The organism is Tenacibaculum sp. (assembly GCF_048269885.1).
Taxonomy (GTDB): domain Bacteria; phylum Bacteroidota; class Bacteroidia; order Flavobacteriales; family Flavobacteriaceae; genus Polaribacter.
In genome coordinates, this window is sequence record NZ_JBLWTZ010000008.1 from 1 (window position 1) to 16,861 (window position 16,861).

The 16,861-nt window shown below is 31.4% G+C and carries 11 protein-coding genes; 4 read left to right on the forward strand and 7 right to left on the reverse strand.

Translation table 11 applies throughout. From position 1 onward, the window contains the following. Positions 1–105 precede the first annotated feature (105 nt). The 3 genes from ACN0WY_RS07505 (at position 106) to ACN0WY_RS07515 (ending at position 2,067) form a co-directional block, all read left to right on the forward strand. Positions 106–750, forward strand: coding sequence for a hypothetical protein (locus ACN0WY_RS07505; protein ID WP_417799976.1), 645 nt, complete (start codon positions 106–108; stop codon positions 748–750). Positions 751–753: 3 nt separating this feature from the next. Beyond that, the gene (locus ACN0WY_RS07510; protein WP_417799977.1) at positions 754–1,413 is read left to right on the forward strand and encodes a hypothetical protein; all 660 of its coding nucleotides are present in this window, start codon (positions 754–756) and stop codon (positions 1,411–1,413) included. Between the two features lie 63 nt (positions 1,414–1,476). Next, the gene (locus ACN0WY_RS07515; protein WP_417799978.1) at positions 1,477–2,067 is read left to right on the forward strand and encodes a hypothetical protein; all 591 of its coding nucleotides are present in this window, start codon (positions 1,477–1,479) and stop codon (positions 2,065–2,067) included. A 75-nt stretch (positions 2,068–2,142) separates the two neighbouring features. Here ACN0WY_RS07515 and ACN0WY_RS07520 read toward each other — a convergent pair whose 3' ends face one another. From ACN0WY_RS07520 to ACN0WY_RS07535, 4 genes are all read right to left on the reverse strand, one after another. Next, positions 2,143–3,216 carry a phytase gene (locus ACN0WY_RS07520; protein ID WP_417799979.1) on the reverse strand — a complete coding sequence of 358 codons (1,074 nt, stop codon included), beginning with the start codon at positions 3,214–3,216 and terminating at the stop codon, positions 2,143–2,145. Between the two features lie 2 nt (positions 3,217–3,218). After that, entirely contained in the window at positions 3,219–5,966 is a 2,748-nt protein-coding gene (locus ACN0WY_RS07525; RefSeq protein WP_417799980.1) for a TonB-dependent receptor, read from the reverse strand. Positions 5,967–6,231: 265 nt separating this feature from the next. Continuing rightward, on the reverse strand, positions 6,232–6,705 hold the full coding sequence (locus ACN0WY_RS07530; RefSeq protein ID WP_330489010.1) for a hypothetical protein: 474 nt from the start codon (positions 6,703–6,705) through the stop codon (positions 6,232–6,234). Between the two features lie 40 nt (positions 6,706–6,745). Further along, entirely contained in the window at positions 6,746–12,865 is a 6,120-nt protein-coding gene (locus tag ACN0WY_RS07535; RefSeq protein WP_417799981.1) for an alpha-2-macroglobulin family protein, read from the reverse strand. A 223-nt stretch (positions 12,866–13,088) separates the two neighbouring features. Here ACN0WY_RS07535 and ACN0WY_RS07540 point away from each other — a divergent pair, with 223 nt between their 5' ends. Continuing rightward, positions 13,089–14,444 carry a UDP-N-acetylmuramate--L-alanine ligase gene (locus tag ACN0WY_RS07540; RefSeq protein WP_417799982.1) on the forward strand — a complete coding sequence of 452 codons (1,356 nt, stop codon included), beginning with the start codon at positions 13,089–13,091 and terminating at the stop codon, positions 14,442–14,444. On the opposite strand, the gene ACN0WY_RS07545 is transcribed toward ACN0WY_RS07540, so the two are convergent. The 3 genes from ACN0WY_RS07545 to ACN0WY_RS07555 all read right to left on the reverse strand — a co-directional run bounded on the left by ACN0WY_RS07545 (position 14,441) and on the right by ACN0WY_RS07555 (position 16,846). Further along, on the reverse strand, positions 14,441–15,493 hold the full coding sequence (locus tag ACN0WY_RS07545) for a nucleotidyltransferase family protein (protein ID WP_417799983.1): 1,053 nt from the start codon (positions 15,491–15,493) through the stop codon (positions 14,441–14,443). The two genes, ACN0WY_RS07540 and ACN0WY_RS07545, sit on opposite strands and share 4 nt — an antisense overlap. Beyond that, positions 15,483–16,601: a hypothetical protein gene (locus ACN0WY_RS07550; protein WP_330489014.1), complete on the reverse strand. Its 1,119-nt coding sequence runs from the start codon at positions 16,599–16,601 to the stop codon at positions 15,483–15,485. The genes ACN0WY_RS07545 and ACN0WY_RS07550 overlap by 11 nt, the downstream gene beginning before the upstream one ends. Positions 16,602–16,666: 65 nt before the next feature. Further along, positions 16,667–16,846, reverse strand: a complete 180-nt coding sequence (locus ACN0WY_RS07555) for a hypothetical protein (protein WP_417799984.1) — start codon at positions 16,844–16,846, stop codon at positions 16,667–16,669. Positions 16,847–16,861 lie beyond the last annotated feature (15 nt).

Sequence of the window (16,861 nt, forward strand, 5' to 3'; positions counted from 1 at the left end):
GAAAACAATCCAAATATATTATTTAAAGATTTATATTTTTTATTAAGGATTGAAAAGGATAAATATTTGAAGTTTAAAGTAGTTAGAACAGTAATTGCACGATAAATGAAAGTAAACTATTTTTTAATTATAGCCCTTCTTTTGTTTTCCTGTAAAGAAAAACAACAAGCTAGTACTATAGAAGAAGAAAATACGTATCAAGTTATTGGGCTATTATTAAGTGACCTAAGAGGATCAATGGTATTACCTCCGGGGTTTCCACCACCACCAGACGGTAGTGTTTATAATTTTACAACTAAGGATAGTCTTCGGAGTTATAAATATTTTTACAAACAAACAGTAAGAAAAAAAACAATAGCTTTTTGGCCTCAGATTTCTGTTTCGAAAAAAAAATATAAAGAAAAAGAGTTACAAATAATAAATGAATGTACAAATGATAACCAACTAATAACATCATTTTTAAAGTCGGGAAATAATATTAAGATAGACATAAACAAAGTAGCCAATTCAAAGAAAGACTCTTTAATTTATTATACTGAAAAGCATAAAGAAATGTTAGGAGGAGGGTTTGATGAAATAGATGTACTGTTAAGTTTTTCTGACATAACCTTTAATAAAGGTTATACTAAAGCATTGATATCTGTTGGGGTAATTTTTGAAAAACTAGATGGTATTTCAACACTTATTTACCTAGAAAAAGAACATTACCACTGGAAAATAAAATGTGAAAAAGTGATATCTATTTCCTAATAAATGAAAAAGTTAATCATAATTTTACCGTTGCTATTCTTTCTTAATTGTAAGAAAACACAGAAAGAGGGTAAAGAAGCTAAATATGAAGTTGTACAAACACTTTATAATTACATCACTAAATATCACACCCATATCTTAGCTTTTCCTGTATCCCCACCCGATCCCAAAATAGAGTTTGATTCTTTACAAAAAATCATAGAGAGAGATAGGAAAATTATAAAAGATACAACCAAAATAGTTAACTCTTATATAAAAAGTAGAGGTAGACGTGTAGTATGTATTGATAAAAAGCAAAGTCCTAGTATAGATTTAAGTAAAAGAAATATACCATGTATAACAAAGAACTTTGATAGCTTATACAATGATTTTATCAAAATAAAAGGGACACAAACCTTAGATTTAACAAAAATAAAAGATAATAGGTATTCTGTAATTATACCTTATCATGATTATTATCCCAAAATGTCTAATAAAGGGTTTGATAAATGTGATATGGTTTTAACTTTTTCACGAATAGCTTTTAATAAAGAAGAAAATAAAGCTATAGTAATTATGGCTACAAATTTTGGTAGATTAAATGGTTTTTCAGCATTGTACTTCTTAGAAAAAGAGAAGGGGGAATGGAAAATAAAATGTAGAGAAGGTTTATCTATTTCTTAAAGAATGAAAAGGCTATTAATGATTTTAACAATTTTTCTTCTTTTGTTTTCCTCTTGTAAAAAAATGAAAACAAGAAATTACGAAGAAGAAAACACCTATCAAATTATTACTTTTTTGACTGAGGACGCTAAAGATTTTTTAGTTATGCCTCCTGTTCTTTCTATACCTCCATTGCCAAATGCTAAAGACTATAATGTTAGAACAATGACATGCCAAGATAGCATAGGAGCATATAAATATCACTATAAACAATTAACTAAAAAGAAAACTATTGCTATAACAGATAGCTTATTTGGCGTAAAAGAGAGATATAGTTTTAGAGGTAAATGTGATGTAGTTAATAATAAGTTACTTGAAAAATTTAATGACCTGAGAGAAAGTAGAAAGCTAAATATATCAAGAGTTACTGTTTACGATAAAGATACATTAATACAGTACAAAGAGGAATTTAGAAAATTACCATCGAAAGGTTTTGATAACATGGACTTGTTGTTAAGTTTTTCACGAATAGCTTTTAATGATGCTTTTGACAAAGCAATTGTATTTGTAGATATGAGTATAGGTCATTTAAACGGTGTTTCAATTTTAGTATATCTAGAAAAAGAAAATTACCACTGGAAAATAAAATGTGAAAAAGTGTTGTCTATTTCTTAAAAAGGAGCTTTTGTATACACATAAAAAAAGCCTCTAATTTAATTTAGAGGCTTTTTAAATTACACAACAAACACACTAATTTGACGAATCTAAATGTAGACTCTTAGAAATTTTTTGCCAGTCAATGATTTTAAAATTTTGATGTAAACTGTCTTTACCTTGGGTATTGGCACCATCTTGTGCAATAAAGAATCCTTTAGTGTATTTTGTACCAAAATTAACAGAGGTTACATCAATTCCGTCCGTATCGTAGGTACCATCAATAGCACCATCTTTTAATGAAAAACTTCCTAGGTATTGATTGCTAACTCTATCAAAAACAGCATAACTGTTATTTCCTTGTGAGGATAAAATAATATATCCTTTTCCGTTCCCAGCATCGTATAAAGTAACGCCTTCAAAATCATCTTTCATATTCAAATCGTTGGTGCTGATAACCTTTACACGGTTGTTTTCAGCATTGGGTTCAGCATCGTATTTCCATAAGGCTTTGTTCTCTTCTCCAATATATACCTTAGCGTGTACATCATCGGCAACAATACCTTCTCCTTGACTTCCTAATGAAAATTCACGGACTAACTTGGCATCAATTTGAGTGTTGTTTTCAAACAATTCCCATTGTTCAACACCGCCTTTTTTACCAACCATAAAAACATAAATTTTGTTAGTTTTAGGGCTCTTGTACATCCCTAAACCGTACACTTCTTTTAAGTTAGAAGTTATTTTTCTAGCAGCGGTGTCTTCTAATTCTCCTGTAGGTTTTACAATCAGTATAGAAATAGTATTGTAGGTTCTATTACTAGCAGTAACAACCGAAACTTTTTTTCCGTTTAATAAGAATCCATCACGAATATCAACATTGTTTACACGTCCTATTTTATAAGAATACAAACGTTCTCCTTCTAAATTATAAACTTCTAAACCTTCTTTTTTGTTTGTGCCAATTATGGTTGATTTTGTTACATCAGCGGGATTTATCCACACGCACGGGTCATCTGCAGCATCGTCAAAAGAAGTAACAGGTGCTGTTTCAGCGTCAGCAACCAAAGCTACTACTGGTTTCGCTTGTGGGTTTTGATGTACTATTTTTTCAACTTTACAAGCGCTTAGAATAAGGCAAGTAAGTATTATTCTGTATGCATTATTCATTCTTAAAAATTGTATTTTAAACCAGCGTTCCAGTTATAGTTATAAAACTCAGCCTGCATAGTTTGATGTTTTGTACCTTGGTAAAAACGCAATTCTTGATTGGTTAAGTTTTTTGCTTCTGCAAAGATTTGTAAGTTTTTAGTAATACGGTAAGAAGCATTTAGGTCTACAAACAATTGTTCGTCATAAAATACATCCGTAAAGGTATCGTCTCCGTATTCAAAAATATAATCATCAGCAAAGTTTAAAGAGGCTCTAATTGATAGTTTAGAGCTTTCATAGGCTAATGATCCGTTAAACATATTTTTAACAGCTCCCGCCAAAGGCAATCCATCTTCTCTGTCTGCAATACCATCTGTTTTAGAATCTGTATAGGTGTAGTTACCATATACAGTTAAGTTTCTTAAGAAGCCAGGTAAGAAGTTTAGTTTACGTTGTAAAGCTACTTCAAAACCATAAATTTCGGCAGTACCTCCGTTGAAAGGCCTTGTGACATCATAAGTTTCTGTAACACCTCCGATAGTAATTGGTTCTTCAGTAATAGAATTGTAAATAAATTGATCTAAGCTTTTGTAAAATGCTCCAGCAGATAGAATACCCACGTTGCTAAAGTAGTGCTCAAACATTAAATCAAAGTTCATCGCTTCAGTAGGATCCAAATTAGGATTTCCATACTCAGCTTCAATATCATCACTATTAATATTTCTGTAAGGTACTAAATCGTAATAGTTTGGTCTTGCAATTGTGTTGGTCCAAGCAGCTCTAACAATGGTGTTTTTGTTAATATTGTATTTAGCTTGTAGGTTAGGTAACCAGTTGGTATAGTTTCGAGCTCCTGATGTTTTAGTTACATCACTTAAATCATTAGCCGTTTCAACATCAATAGCAAAACCATTATAATCTATTGTTGTTTTTTCAACTCTTACCCCAGCAATAAAAGAAAAGTTGTTAGCTAAATTTTGTTGTAACATTCCGTATGCTGCATAAATATTTTCATTAGCATCGTAGTTTTCAGGAACAAACTCATCTAATACAAGTTCACCACCTGTTAGGCTTAAATTTCCTAAAAATTCTTTTGAAACGAAAAGGCCAGATTTATAATCGTCACCCGCTAAATAACCATTAATAGTATAGTCATTAGTAGTGGTAGTATTCATAGTTGGAAATTGATTTTCTAAATCATACTCATAAAAGCTATTATCTCTTACTTTTTCTTTGTACTTGTATTTAAAACCAAATTTTAAAGAGTTTTTATAAGTTCCAGTAGCATTGATAGGAGCCAAAACATCAAAATTAGAGTTGATTTTACGTTCCTGTGTAAATCCTTGTTGTTGCGTTATTTCATTGTATTCAAAAGTTGAAGGATCGTTAAAATCGTTATTTGTTGGTCGTAATACTGGGAAGTTTGTTCGCGAGAAGTCTTGCATAACTTCAATATCATCATTTTCAAAACTGATATAACGTTCGTCTGGACGTTCTTCTTTAGCTTTGGCAGTTCCTGTTTTCCAGTTTAATTTAATGTTTCCGAAAATAATATGTTCTCCACCTACAGATATGTTGTAAGTGCTTTGACGCTCTAAACGAGTGTTGTCGTTGGTATCATTGTTGATGCCTCCTTTAGTTTGACGACGTACTTCAGCCTTTGATAATCCTGTAGCATCTGGTTCGTCTATTTTTCTAAAACGCACTCTATAACGATTTTCATAGTCGTTTCTCTGATTGTACATTGATTTAAAGAAAAGTGTATTGTTGTTGTCAGGAGTCCAGTCTAAGTTGGCAGCAACACTCATTCTGTTTCTTTTTACATCGTAACGTCTAATATCGTGTTCTCCAATGTAAGTTTTATCGTTTTCTTTTTCCCATTCAAACTCGACATTATCTGAACCATAATCGTTAGAGTTGTATGAAGCATTGATTACATAGCCTAGTTTGTCTTTAAAAGCTCTGTTAGCAACTAATGCAGAAACATTATAGTTAGGTGTATTTCTTACAGGATTTTGTCCGTAAGAACCTGCAACGAAAGCTCTAAAAGTAGTAGGAGCAGAGCGTGTAACTAAATTAACGGAACCACCAATGGCATCTCCTTCCATATCAGGGGTAACAGCTTTGTTAACCTCAATGGTTTGAATCATATCTGAAGGAATTAAATCCATTTGAACTCTACGGTTGTCACCTTCGGCAGACGGAATTCTGTCACCGTTTAAGGTTACTGAGTTTAATTGAGGGGCTAGCCCACGGATAACAATATCTCTAGCTTCACCTTGGTCGTTTTGCATAGAAATACCAGGAACACGTTTTAAGGCATCTCCAATATTGGCATCAGGAAACTTTCCTACTTGATCAGCAGAAATAATATTGGTTATGTTTTCCTTGTTTTTTTGTTGGTTTAAGGCTTTGGCTTGTCCTTTACCAATACTTCCTTTAATAACAACTTCATCCAACCTATCTATTTTAGGAGTTAAAGAAAAGTTTTTAGATTGTATGTTGCTTGTAAGCGTAATGGTTTCTGTTAGGGTTTGATAACCTAAAAATGATATTAGTACTTCATAACTTCCTTTTGGAAGGTCTAAAAGCTCATAGTTTCCATTAAAATTAGTAGAAATCCCAATTTGTAGAGAAGGAATACTGATTGTAGCTCCTGGTAAAGGTTGGTTTGTTTCGTCTAAAACCCTTCCTTTTAATCCTGATTTACTTTGTGAGTATCCTAAAACACTTATAAAGCAAAGAGCAATTAAAATTAATTTTTTCATTTTGAAATCTTTAGTGAATTATCCACGGCGAAATTATTTATGATAACTAGGAACTAGATTTCAAATTTGTTAGTAAAAAATTATTAAAACATATGTATAAGGTTGATTATATGTTAACTAATTGAGGTTTTTGTAATGTTTTAGTCTTTTTTATTTAATATAGAAATTACTTTAAAAAAATAGTAGGTATTTAATTTTATGAGTTTGCAAACAAAAAAAAGCCTTCAAAATTATTTTGAAGGCTTTTAAGAAATTTTATGTCTTTTTAGAATTGGTAACGAATACCTAATCCAAAATCAGAGTTAAAATCTTTATAATAATCACCAAATCCAATATCAGGTCTGTAGTCTAAAGAAATCATTAATGGAATATCAAAATTGTATTCGATTCCAATTACACCTGAAACAAAAATGTAGGTTTCTGATGCATCTACATTCTTTGCATTCCAGTGACCTAAACCACCACCAGCACCTGCGAACCAGTTAAAACGGTTTTCCAATTGCCATACCCATTGGTATAAGGCAGTCGCTTTAAATCCGTCATAGCCACTTCCATTTCTTAAACCTAAGTCAAGTTCTAAACGATTGTTGTCGCTTAATCTACGTTGGTAAGAAATTTCAGCACCAAAACCATCATTATCTCCTAAACGAAGACCAATAGCATTTTTAGAAATATCCTGCGCGTTGGCAGTGAAAAAGGAAAGGGTTAAAAAACCGATAAATAAAAAGATTTTTTTCATAATTTTTAATTTAATGTTATGTATTGCTAAGATAGTTATTTTATTTTACTAGTAATCTTTTCCCTTTAGAATGACTAGTAAATTCAGGAGCATACATGCTTTGTATAGTAGTAATTCCATTACTAAATTTTCCGGTATTATTTACACGAACATCGTATTCAAATATATAGACTCCTTTAGGTAAACGCTCAAAAAAGAAATTTGTTGCAGCATCTTTTGTACTTTCATAGTATCCTAGGTTATCTTGCCATTTATATTGAGATAATACGTTAATAGGTTCAACTCCGCTGGCTCTCATATCTTTCATGTGTACAAATTCCATATCTCTATCAGAGCGAAGTTCAATTCTAACAGTCATTAAATCTCCTACATTTAATTGTGTGTTTTCTGTAACTTCTTGAAGTTGTTTACCCGTATTAGTATTTACTTTTTTAAACAGTTTTTTAGTCAGCTGTAAAGGAGTTTTAGCAGAGGTAATTTTATCTAGGTCTTCAAAATATTGCCAATACAATCCACCCCAAGCAATACCGTTTCCTTTTTTAGTAATACGAACGGTACCCATATTAGGAGTAATTTCAGAACCATTCCAAGAGGTTTTAAAATAACCAGTACCCGCCTCAATTTTGGTGTCTTCTAATTTAGAAGGATTGATGGTTTGATTTCCAATTGTTACATCTACCATATCAGTTACCGATATCCAATCACTACCTCGTAATAATAAAGCATATACAGCTTCTGTAGTTGCTTTGGTAGTTTTCCAACGATTGGTTTGCTTATTTTTTAGTAACCATATTTTTAGGTTATCAATCGTTTCAGTGTTATTTTCAATTTCTGAAAAAGCTTCAATTAACAACGATTGTGTTTCAATAGGTGCTTGGTACCAATACCAACTCGGTTGATTTTCTTTCCAGTACATTCCTAATTCATCAGAAATAATACTGTTTTCTTTTAAAGATTTTAAAATTTTATCAGCAATTTGTGTATTACCGTTTCTAAACTGTAGTAAGGCAATTTGTCCTTTTCCGTATAAACTAAATTCTTTCCAGTAAGTTGCTGTTTGATTTTTGTAGTATTCAATAGCGGTTTTAGTTGTACTATTAACATCGATATCTTTATAAAAAGAACGCATGTATAAATACTGAACAATGAAATAGTTAAGGTGGTTTTTCTTTAAGTACTCAGTATATTTTTTTTGACCTTTTTCAGCTTTAATACGTTCAGCACTTTCTAATAACTTCTTGTAGGTATGTTCAATTTCAACATCTAAAAAGTGGATAGCATCCACAAGCATCTTTTTTGTAGAATTATCTATCTTGGTGATGCCTAATTTTTGCAAATGTCCAAAACCGGTAGCAATATGATTCGTGATATATGCATTAGGATTATCATTTCCTTTAAACCAAGGGAACCCACCATTGTTTAATTGCATTTGTGAGAGCTTGTTAATAGCGTTTTGTTGCTCGTTTTTCATTTTGTTTAAATCGAACAACAAAGCAATGCGCTTTTTTTGTTCAGTTTCTGATTGAGCATCATGTAACCAAGGGGTTTCCTGGATAATCAACGATTTTAACTCTTGATTCTTTTCTAAGTTACTCAATAAAGCATCTGAAGACTTCCAAGCATTGAATACCTCTTGTATTCTCGGATTTGAATTTGCGATATGACTTGCCAAGGTATTTGCATAATAACGTGCAAAGGTTTGTTCACTACACTCGTACGGGTATTCCATTAAATATGGCAAGGCCTGTACAGCGTACCATGCTGGGTTAGAGGTAACTTCTAATGTTAATTTATGGTGACTGAGTGTAGTCGAAGTCTGATTTTTTAGTTTACCTAAGGTAAATGTTTTAGATTGATTTGAACGAACCCACATAGGTAGCGTTTCTGTAACCAACATTCGGTTTGATAATACTGGTAACACATTTTGTTCACCATCTGAAAAATCTCCTGCCTTGGCAACTACTTTATATTGAATTGCTTGATACGTATCAGGAATTGATAAGTTCCAAGATACATTGGTATTTCCATTGGCATTAACACTGAAAGACTGATTCTTTGTTGAATTGTTTAACAAGTTGATTTCTTTTCCTGTAATAGCATCGGTCAATACAAGTTGTGCCGTACCCTGTAATTTTTTATCAGAGATATTAGCAATTTTAGAGCTGAATGTAATTTGATCTCCTTCTCTTAAAAACCTAGGAGCATTAGGCATTACCATCAACTCTTTTTGAGTTACAGTAGTTATTGTTTTGGTAGCAGATTGCAATTCTTTTGTGTGTGCTAACAGCTGCAGTTTCCATCGTGTTAAAGCTTCTGGAGTAGTAAAGCTGAAGGTAATATTACCCTCTTTATCGGTTTGTAAATGCGGATAGAAAAATGCAGTTTCTTGAAGGTTTTTACGAATTTGTACGCCGTCTAAAGAAGTTTTCTCTTCCTCTGTTTTCTTTTCAGCTAAAGCAACAACAACCATTTCATCTAGTAAATTTGCTTGAGTATCTTCCATAAGTTCTTTCTCTTCAACAATCATTTCTCTTTCTGGGGAAGGTTGTATTTTAGCACTCATAGCTAAGCCTCTTAAACGAATATCTCTATTCATTCCGAAATAAAAACCAAACCAGTTTAATTGGTCGTATCGCTGAGTTTTAAACGAATTAGGATAGGTATTGTTAAAAACTCTGAAACGTTCGTTACCAAAACTTTGATACGCATTAGCATTACCACTGAGTGAGTAATATGTAGAAGTTGAGATAGGTGAAAACTCCCAATTATGAGGTTTAAATTCATCTAAAGAAGCGTCATACATACTCGCTAACACCTCTGCTGCTACTTTGTTATTTGTATCGTTTTTAATGGTAAAACTCCACGTTTCTTGGGTTCCAGGTTGTAATTTATCTCTAAAGGTATTGGTTTCTATACTAATGCTATCTTGTTCATTTGGGACAGAAACAGGAATTGTTCCACTTACAAAACTATTGTAATTCACAAAATAATACTTGATAACAAATCCGCCAATGTCTTGCTTGGTAACAGGGATTTTAATTGTTTTGGTTTTGTTGTTTAAATGAATGAGCTCTGAGTTTACGATGGTTTGATTCTTTTCTATTTGAACTATAACCGTAACATCTTTTGAAGCAGAACCAATTTGTAACTCAGCAATGTCATTTGGTTTGTAAGTCGTTTTATTTGTGTTATACGTGAATAATTGATTGTCTGTTACACTTTTTTCTTTGTTATCAATTACTGTAAAAAGAGCTTTGTCAGTAACTTTTTGACCAAACTCATCGTTGGTGTCTAGAATAACAATATACTTTCCAGAATCCCATTTTTTATAATTGTTAAATCTAATTTTTTTAGAGTCTTCTGTGTTGAAGTTTTGTTGAAATACCAGTTTCCCTTTTTTCCAATTTACAAAATTTTGTTCCTCTGAAGTATAAGCGTCATGAGGAAATAAGTTTCTAAACTCACTTTCTGAGATATCTTGGTAATCTGGAGTATCCCATGGTCTTTTACGTAACGGATTTTTAGGTGCTTGTAATTTGTATATTTTAATGTTTCCTTTAGAAGGAACAAACTCACCGTTTAAGTTTTTACTTGATATTTCAATTGTTGTTTCGTTATCCGATTTATGTATTGTAGAAGGAATTTGTACTGTAGCAAGTAATGCGTGATATCCTACTTTTACAATAGCAGTTGCTGAGCGAGTTTCGCCATTAACATCAGTTACATCTGCGGTAACTTCATATTCAAAAACAGGTAAGTTGTCTTTGTTTACACTTTCATCGGGTAAAGCCTTAAATGTAATTGAAAAGTTACCTTGTGCATCAGTTATTAATTCACCGTGTGTAATTTCTTGTGCTTCTGAAGTAAACTGAGGTTTACGCCAGTACCACCAAATAGGATATTGTACTTTACGATGTACACGGTATTTTACTTTAGCATCTGTAATAGTTGATCCAGCGAAAGCTTTTGCCAATCCGTTTACCGTAATGCTATCATGTAACTTATAGGTTTTTGTTACAGGTTTAAATTCTGTTTCAAACTTAGGTCGTTTGTATTCTTCCACTGAAATACGCGTGATATGATCTTCTCTTTCAAAATCAAAATCTATAGTATCATAAAAGGTACTTTTTTGCTTATCACTCTTATCAATTGAGAACCAATACTCTCCAGTTAATCCTGTACTGGGGAGTATAATTTCTCCTGAAGCCGATCCGTATTCGTTTAGCTTTAAATCTAGTGTTTTTACTGCTTCTCCGTTAACATTATTTAATGTTACTTGTACAAACTCATTGGTAAAAGGTGTTGATTTGTCCTTTTTTTCTTGAATAAAAATAGTTTTAAAGTATACCGTTTGTCCCGGGCGGTAAATACTTCTATCAGTAAAAATAAACGGCTTTATAGAGGTATAACTATCATTTGCAGTTGGAGAGACTTGTTTTTGATATTTATTCAGGTAGTAGTTACCAAAAATAGCAGTATCGTTTTTGTATGTCACTGTAACATACACATTACCATAACTAGTATCACTTTTAAAAGAAGCAAATCCGTTTTTGTCAGTTGTTAGTTTTTTGTGAATCGATTTTCCATATCTGCGCTGTTTGTTTTGTAATAATAATTCAGCATTTTTAATTGGTTTTCCATTGTTTCTATCAACAACTTGGTACGTTTTTACACCATCATTATTATTTTCTACTAAAACTAAATTGGTTGCTTGCAAATGAGCAGTAGCATATAAGTCTTCAGAGTTAAAAGTAGCATTTTGATGCGCTACAATTAAATAATTTCCTTGAGTTAATTCGGGAACTACTACCTCAGTTGTGTGTAATAAATAATCTTTTTCATTTCGTAAGTTACTATTCCATGAAGTAGTTTTTGTAAGCTTTTTTATAAAGTTAAAGCGTTCTTCTTCTTTGTAAATTTTTTGAAGCTCTTCTAATTGTTTATAATCAATTTTATAAGCAGAGAAGTATAGTTTCTCAATATTATTATAAGTAATTAGTAACCTTGAGTGAGATTGGATGGGTACACATTTTTCAGAAAGAATACTGAGTGATGTAGCTGTAATTTGTTGTTGTAAAAGGGTACACTTTTCAGTAGCCAAACTCTTAGGGAATTGTTCAATAACTTTTTTACAGATAGCAAGTGCTTCGCTGTTTTTAAAACGAAACTCTTCATTTTTTCCAACTTTATAAGATCCAGCTTGTTGATTATAAATTCTAGCTATTTCATAACTGTACAATCCAGAAATTTTGTTGTTTTTATAATTATGAACTGATGTTTTCAGTGTTTGTAATAATAACTCTTGTTTGTTATTTAAAGTTATATGCTGCTTAACAAACTGTAATCGTTGAATATCAGCATCAACAAGTGCATCAAGGTGCTTGCTTTTTAAATGAAAGTTAATTAATTTTTGATAAATTTTTAAGGCATTAAACTGTAATGATAAATCATCTTTTGTGCTAAGGTTTAATGCAGAAAACTTGTTAGCCTCACTTAGGTATGCTGCGTCATCGATTTTAAATTGATAAGTAGGTTTTACAATGTTAGTTTCTGTGGTTTTATAGAATGCTAAGGCATTGTGAGCTAGGAGGTCAAATAGAGTAGGACGGTATTTTTTAGCATCTTTTTCTGTTTGAAGAATATCTTTAAAAGTATAAATAGCTGTTTTTTGTAACTCCGATTCATTTTCTAAAGAATTTTGATAGTGACAATGAATTTCAGTAAACAGTGTGTTTAAATCCCATGTTCTAAAATCATTTTCATCTACTTTTTCTTGTGTCTGGGTACGGTTGTAAAACTTCCACCTGTTTTGATTAAAATATTGCCAGTATAAGTTCGCTAATACATTTTCCAGTACGTTTTTTGTAGGAAAATTATGTTGATTAATTTGTTGTTTGAACTCATTAATAATTTTTAATTGTGCGTTTTCTTCTAATGTAAGAGTGTACTTGCTTTTATAAAACAGAGCTTTTATAACTTGAGGAGCATTGTTGTTTTTTTCAGCTTTATCGTAAATGGTGTTTACTATTTTTAAAGCAGATTTAGGTAGGTTTTCAGCTTCAAATTTGTGCACCTTTTCCCAAAGGTTGGTATAGTTTTCTTGGGCGTGTGCTAAGGTTGAAAATAAAATCATTAGCAAAATGGGGGTTATTCTTTTCATTTATCTATATTTTTTGAATAGTTCTATAGTCTTATTTTTTTGACACTAATCGTAAGTTTATATGAACAAAACACTTAAAAACAGCAGTTTTTTACAAGTTGAAGTTTGTAAAGGTGCTATTTGAGTGAGTGAACATAGCTATTTAAAGAGTTTCGATTTAAAGATACTTAAAATTCTCGCTTGGTTTTGTATTTTTGATGCCTATATCACAGATAAGAACACTATGAAAATTCACTTTATAGCTATCGGAGGTAGCGCAATGCATAACCTAGCAATCGCATTACAACAAAAAGGATACCAAATAACAGGAAGTGATGATACGATTCACGATCCTTCAAACACTCGTTTAGCAAATAAGGGTTTATTACCGAATGAGTTTGGTTGGTTTCCAGAAAAAATAACGATCGATTTAGATGCAGTAATTTTAGGAATGCATGCGAAAAAAGACAATCCAGAGTTACAAAGAGCACAGGAGCTTGGAGTGAAAATTTATTCTTACCCAGAATTTTTATATGAGCAATCTAAAGATAAAACTCGTGTGGTTATAGGTGGTTCTCACGGAAAAACAACGATTACTTCTATGATTTTACATGCGTTGAATTATCATGATAGAGAAGTAGACTATATGGTAGGAGCTCAGTTAGATGGTTTCGATACAATGGTACATTTAACCGAAGAAAATGAGTTTATTGTTTTGGAAGGTGATGAATACTTGAGTTCTCCGATAGATATGCGACCAAAGTTTCATTTGTACAAACCCAATATAGCGTTGCTTAGTGGAATTGCTTGGGATCATATCAATGTATTTCCAACATTTGAAAATTATGTAGAACAGTTTTCAATTTTTACAAATTCTTTGACCAATGGTGGTATTATGGTGTATAATGAGGAAGATAAAGTTCTAAAAGAAGTTGTTGAAAGCTCTAATCACCCGATAAAAAAATATTCTTATAAAACCCCAGATTATTTTATTGATAACGAAATTACCTACTTGGAAACGGAAGAAGGAGATTTACCGTTGGAAATTTTTGGAGAACATAATTTACAAAACTTGGCAGGGGCAAAATGGATTTGTCAGCACATGGGAATTGATGAAGATGAGTTTTATGAGGCAATAGCTAGTTTTAAAGGAGCAAGCAAGCGTTTAGAGAAAATAGCAGAAAATTCTTCAACAGTGGTGTTTAAAGATTTTGCGCATTCACCATCAAAAGTGGCTGCTACAACAGCAGCGGTTAAAAATCAATATTCAAATAATACTTTGTTTGCCTGTTTAGAGTTGCATACCTATTCGAGCTTGAATGCGGAGTTTTTATCAGAATATAAAGGAGCTTTAGATAAGGCAGATATAGCAGTAGTGTTTTATTCTCCACACGCAGTACAAATTAAACAGTTAAAAGAAGTGTCTGAGGCGCAAATAGCCCAAGCGTTTGAACGCAATGATTTAATTATATATACAAATCCACAAGAGTTTAAAGAATTTTTATTTAGCCAAAACCTTGAAAACACAGCTTTGTTGTTAATGAGTTCTGGTAACTACGGAGGGTTAGATTTTGAGGAGGGTAGGGCTTTGGTTGATTAAAAAAAATTATCAAATAAATATTTTCTATACTTTTTTAAGTAAAAAGATTTTAAAATAACAGAAAAGCGGTGTTTATTTAAAAAATATAGGTCCCATTTTTTTTTGTTATTAGCACTTTCTTTTGGGTTGTTAATGAAAAAAAGTACTTTTTTGATGTAGCTCTCAGTCTTATGTGTTTTTATATATACGAGTGATTCAGGAGAACCAAAAATGTAATTAGTAATAGCAAGAAAGTTTTTTAAATAGTCAGATTTAGAATGATAAAACTTGTTTAAAACCGTCTTAATTGAAGCTCTTTTAGATAACATATAAAGATCATAAGAGTTTCTTAGAGAGATTGTTTTAGTCCATTGAGCTTTCTCGTTAATTTGCTTGTTAAAACAAGTTAAAAGAATTTGATTTTCATACGAAAGGATATTTATGTTATTCGTCAGTTTTTTTAGGCTATTTTCAATAAAATTATAGTCGAATCCTTTTTCGTTTGTAATCATTTTATAATGCACTTCAATGGCAGCAATTTTTTCTTTTTTGGTTATTTTGGGATAATGTCTATTTAAAACTGTATTATCTAAATAATCAGAAGTCTTCTCTTTATATCCATTTTCTTTGAGAATATTAACAGTAATCTTAAATTTTTCTGGATTGACTAAAAAATCAATATCACCCACCATACGTTCAGCAATATCTATGTATATTCCTTCTAGTAAATTACCAGTTCCTTTTAAAAAAATAGGAGTGATGTTATTTGAGAGCAAAAGCTTGTTAATTTCCTTCGCTTCTGCTATGATATGTTCATTTCGTTCTCTGTTGAGGTTAGTAATATGTTGCATGTATTCTACCAAATCATTAGGAAGGTACTGTAAAAAGTTCGCACGTTTCAAGTTGCAGTACAAAGCGGGAAACACATACTGAGCTGTACTCACTTTAACTACAGCGTCCCAATCAACCGTGTTGTTTTTTATTTTTTTTTCAACTAATTCACGATTATGCTTTTCATGAGTGATTGTTAAACATTTTCCAATAAAAAATAAGGTTTCTTTATAATTCATCAGCAAAGATTTTTTTGACAGTTGTAATCATTTTTTGATTATCAGAATAGGTTAATTGATAGCATGGTAACTTTTCAAACCAATCTAAGAAAAGCTCCACATTTTGAGATATTGGAGACAACCAAGAATCAGGAACTAACTGTTCAAAAGCTGTAATATTTGAAATTTTATCAATGATTAAATCACTGTTTTTTTGATACTTAATAAAAATTAGAGCTTTACAAGGGAGGTTTAAAGAGTAATCATGATTGTTTGTAGGAAGATAGCGAACAATTTTATTTAGTCTTTTAAAATGATATTCAGCAGATGTTTTTAACTCAGGATAAATAGGAAATAGGGTTTCTAAACTGTTTTTTTTGATAGATATAGCAGAAGGAAAGCTATGTACATTTAAATTATTATCAACAGGAACAAAATCATCAGCTAAACAAGTAAAACCACTATTTTGTAATAATGCCAGTGAAGTGCTTTTTCCATTACCAGAGTCACCTAAAAATAATATAGAACTATTATTATTACCAATTGCTGATGCATGAAAAACCCCCATCCAATCATGTTCGTCTTTTTTATGAATTTTCTGCACCAATTCCATAGAAAATTTACCTTGAAAGTAATGAATCTCTTTTAATGACCATGTTCCAATAAGTGAATCATCAACTGTAAAAGAAATAGATTTGTCATTACTGTATATTTTTAATTCGTGTTGAAATATTGGTTGTGCTTTAACTTCTAGATGCGCAAATTTAGGATGTACCAAAGAGGTTTCTAGTTCAGAAGCATAATTAACCTTAAAGAGTAAATTATGAATATGATAGTATTTTATACTACTGAATTTTTTAGGTTTTGTAACTGGAGGTAACTCTGTTAAAGTTGTTCTTTTAGAAGAAGTAAGTAAAATTTCAACATCATTTATAAGGTTAACTGCTTCTGGGTAAGGAATCGTAACTTGTTTTAATAGTTGATTAATTATTTTTTGCTTTTCCGTCTTTTTATGTAAGAGCAAAATTATTTCTGCCATTAAAGGCTCCATAACGATATATTGGTTATTGTCTTCAAACCAAACAATGCTTTTATTTTCAATATTTTGCTTTAGTACGATATAATTCATAGTTTCTAAAAATAAAAAACCTCGATAAAACTATCGAGGTTTTTGGTAAAATTATTTAATGGTTTTTAAAAGCCATCACCCGGAGATTCCGGACTTTGAGCTTGTGCTTTTTTAGGTAGTAAAATCATATAAGTACCTAATGCAGTTAATGCAGCATACTTACCATAATTTCCTATTTTTTTTAGAGCTTCTTTACGAGTAATATCTTCAGAGTTTGTATTCGTGTTTTTCATGTCTTTCCTCATGATTATTAATAGCTT